At 55.8% G+C, this 3,527-nt stretch carries 4 protein-coding genes; all 4 read left to right on the forward strand.

The genetic code is table 11. The features are described 5' to 3' along the window. A partial coding sequence (gene ilvC / locus PMI36_RS26300) for a ketol-acid reductoisomerase (RefSeq protein ID WP_008067922.1) occupies positions 1-819 on the forward strand: 819 nt, incomplete at its 5' end. A gap of 146 nt (positions 820-965) precedes the next feature. Continuing rightward, entirely contained in the window at positions 966-1,823 is an 858-nt protein-coding gene (gene pssA, locus PMI36_RS26295) for a CDP-diacylglycerol--serine O-phosphatidyltransferase (protein ID WP_008006914.1), read from the forward strand. Positions 1,824-1,886: 63 nt separating this feature from the next. Further along, positions 1,887-2,897 carry a protein-methionine-sulfoxide reductase catalytic subunit MsrP gene (gene msrP / locus PMI36_RS26290; protein ID WP_008067923.1) on the forward strand — a complete coding sequence of 337 codons (1,011 nt, stop codon included), beginning with the start codon at positions 1,887-1,889 and terminating at the stop codon, positions 2,895-2,897. Next, positions 2,897-3,517: a protein-methionine-sulfoxide reductase heme-binding subunit MsrQ gene (gene msrQ / locus PMI36_RS26285; protein WP_008067924.1), complete on the forward strand. Its 621-nt coding sequence runs from the start codon at positions 2,897-2,899 to the stop codon at positions 3,515-3,517. Before msrP ends, msrQ begins: the two co-directional genes overlap by 1 nt. Positions 3,518-3,527: the final 10 nt, after the last annotated feature.

Here is a 3,527-nt window from a genome sequence, read left to right on the forward strand (position 1 = left end):
GCTACCGCCGTAGCGGCTGCCGACCTGGTCATGATCCTGACCCCGGACGAGTTCCAGTCTGCCCTGTACAAGAACGAAATCGAGCCGAACATCAAGAAAGGCGCCACCCTGGCCTTCTCCCACGGTTTCGCGATTCACTACAACCAGGTTGTGCCACGTGCTGACCTCGACGTGATCATGATCGCGCCGAAAGCTCCGGGCCACACCGTGCGTTCCGAGTTCGTCAAAGGCGGCGGTATCCCTGACCTGATCGCTATCTACCAGGATGCTTCGGGCAACGCCAAAAACGTTGCACTGTCCTACGCTGCTGGCGTTGGTGGTGGTCGTACCGGCATCATCGAAACCACCTTCAAGGACGAGACCGAAACCGACCTGTTCGGCGAACAAGCCGTTCTGTGCGGCGGTACCGTTGAACTGGTAAAAGCCGGTTTCGAAACCCTGGTTGAAGCTGGCTATGCGCCGGAAATGGCCTACTTTGAATGCCTGCACGAACTGAAGCTGATCGTTGACCTCATGTACGAAGGCGGTATCGCCAACATGAACTACTCGATCTCCAACAACGCTGAGTACGGCGAGTACGTGACCGGTCCGGAAGTGATCAACGCCGAATCCCGTCAGGCCATGCGCAACGCCCTGAAACGTATTCAGGACGGCGAATACGCCAAGATGTTCATCAGCGAAGGCGCCACCGGCTATCCTTCGATGACCGCCAAGCGTCGTAACAACGCCGCTCACGGTATCGAAATCATCGGTGAGCAACTGCGTTCCATGATGCCTTGGATCGGTGCCAACAAGATCGTCGACAAAGCCAAGAACTAAGTCCCGAGCTTGTACGGAAAACGCGGCCTAGGCCGCGTTTTTTCGTTTGGATCCGCCGGTTCTGGTATAAAGCTGCATTGTTTGTGGCCGCACCGTCGTCCCAGGCACCTGTCGAAACTTTCCACCCCGTTGCAAGGTAAATGTCCATGAGCGAACGTCCCGAAGAGCCAAAGCAGGCTTCTGACGCCGAAAGCCTTCTGCCCATCGATGAACACATCGAAGAAGGGCATGACGCTGAAGGTCGTAAAGTCCGGCATCGTGGTATCTATCTTCTGCCGAATCTGTTCACCACTGCGAACCTCTTCGCAGGGTTTTATTCCATCATCAACTCGATGAGCGCCCAGAGTGCCTTGAGTGCCGGTGATGCCATCGGCGCGAGCAAATATTTTGCGTTTGCCGCGATCGCGATTTTCGTCGCCATGGTACTCGACGGCCTCGACGGTCGCGTTGCCCGTATGACCAATACCCAAAGCGCTTTCGGTGCCGAGTACGACTCGCTGTCGGACATGGTTGCCTTTGGTGTGGCGCCGGCATTGCTGGCATTCGGCTGGGCCCTGGGCGATATGGGCAAAGTCGGCTGGATGGTCGCCTTCATCTATGTAGCGGGGGCGGCGTTACGCCTGGCGCGTTTCAACACTCAAGTCGGCACCGCAGACAAACGTTACTTCATCGGCCTGGCCAGTCCGGCCGCCGCCGGTGTGGTCGCGGGCATTGTCTGGGCATTCAGCGATTACGGCATTCAGGGTTCCAAGATGTCGTTCCTGGTTGCACTGATGGTTGCCGCCGCTGGCATGCTGATGGTCAGTAACATCAAGTACAACAGCTTCAAGGAGCTGGACTTGAAAGGGCGTGTTCCCTTTGTCGCGATCCTTGCAGTGGTATTGGTATTCGCCGTTGTGTTCAGTGATCCGCCGCGTATCCTGCTGCTGGTTTTCCTTGCCTATGCGGCTTCCGGGCCGGTGCAGTACCTGCTGCGCCTTCGTCGGCACAAAAAAGCCGAGTGATGTAATTTCCCTCATACTCCGCAGTCTATGGGTGCATCTGTCCTCCAAAGCTGCGGAGTTGTCATGCTGATCAAAGTCCCCAAAGCGTCTGACTGTCATGAGTCAGACGTCACGCCTGAATCCCTCTACCTTTCTCGTCGCAGTGTATTAGGTGCCACCGTCGCCGGTTTGGCTGTGAGCAGTCTGCCGCGTTGGGCGAGTGCCGACGATGTTGCGCGTTATGCTGATGTCGAGCCTGGCAAGGCGCCCTCATGGTTTGCCGAAAAGCTTCCTTCTACCAAATGGGGGGCGGTCAGCGTCAAAGACGAGGCGATCACGCCTTTCAAGGATGCGACCCACTACAACAACTTCTATGAGTTCGGTACCGATAAAGGTGATCCTGCGGCCAACGCCGGTGCGCTGAAAACCGAACCCTGGAGCGTGGTGGTAGACGGGGAGGTGGGGAAGCCGGGGCGGTATGCGCTGGAAGACTTCATGAAGCCTTATCAACTGGAAGAGCGCATCTATCGTCTTCGCTGTGTGGAAGCCTGGTCGATGGTCATTCCGTGGATCGGTTTTCCTGTTTCGGCTTTGCTCAAGGAGGTCGAGCCAACCTCCAAAGCCAAGTTCATTCGCTTCGAAACCTTGCAGGACCCCAGTATGCCCGGGCAGCGTTCCGGTTTTGCCCTGATCGACTGGCCTTATGTAGAAGGGCTGCGTCTGGATGAGGCGATGAATCCGTTGGCGATTCTTGCTGTGGGCATGTACGGGCGTGAGTTACCGAATCAGAACGGTGCGCCGCTGCGTCTGGTGGTGCCTTGGAAGTACGGTTTCAAGAGCATTAAATCCATCGTGCGGATCAGCCTGGTCAGCGAGCAGCCGAAAACTACCTGGCAGAGTATCGCCTCCGATGAATATGGTTTTTATGCGAACGTGAACCCGACAGTCGATCACCCGCGCTGGACCCAGGCACGGGAAAGGCGTTTGCCGAGCGGTCTGTTCAAGCCCAATGTGCGGGACACGCAAATGTTCAATGGTTACTCGGATGAAGTTGCTGCTCTATATACAGGGCTCGATTTGCGGAAGAATTACTGATGCGATATCCGTTTTGGCGTATTGGCGTCTTCATCACTGCAGCGATTTGGCCAGTGCTTTGGTTGTATCAGGCTTGGGCGGATGTGCTGGGACCTGATCCAGGCAAGGTATTGGTTGACCGTCTGGGGCAGGGGGCGCTTGTGCTGCTGCTCATTACATTAAGCATCACGCCTTTGCAGAAGCTCACCGGTTGGCCGGGATGGATAGCGGTTCGACGACAGTTGGGTTTGTGGTGCTTCGCTTATGTTGTTCTGCATTTGAGCGGTTACACAGCGTTCATTCTTGGCTTTGATTGGTCGCAGTTGGGTATCGAGTTGCGCAAGCGACCGTACATTATTGTCGGGGCCCTGGGGTTTCTCTGTTTGTTGGCATTGGCGGTTACCTCCAATCGCTACAGTCAGCGGCGTTTGGGTTCTCGCTGGAAGAAGTTGCATCGGTTGGTCTATGTGGTTCTCGGACTCGGATTGCTGCATATGTTGTGGATCGTTCGTGCCGATCTGAAGGAGTGGGCTATCTATGCATCTATAGGTGCGTTGTTGTTGGTGCTGAGATTGCCGCCTGTAATCCGCCGGATTCCACGTTTAACAGCTAAAAAGCCCCCTTCTGCAAGAAAAGCGTAATTAGAGGTTG

Origin of the sequence: Pseudomonas sp. GM79, from assembly GCF_000282495.1 — a bacterium.
Lineage (GTDB): Bacteria > Pseudomonadota > Gammaproteobacteria > Pseudomonadales > Pseudomonadaceae > Aquipseudomonas.

Excerpts from the sequence above, each read along its gene's own strand:
- pssA (WP_008006914.1), top strand. The coding sequence starts at position 966 with ATGAGCGAACGTCCCGAAGAGCCAAAGCAGGCTTCTGACGCCGAAAGC.
- msrP (WP_008067923.1), top strand. The coding sequence starts at position 1,887 with ATGCTGATCAAAGTCCCCAAAGCGTCTGACTGTCATGAGTCAGACGTC.
- msrQ (WP_008067924.1), top strand. The coding sequence starts at position 2,897 with ATGCGATATCCGTTTTGGCGTATTGGCGTCTTCATCACTGCAGCGATT.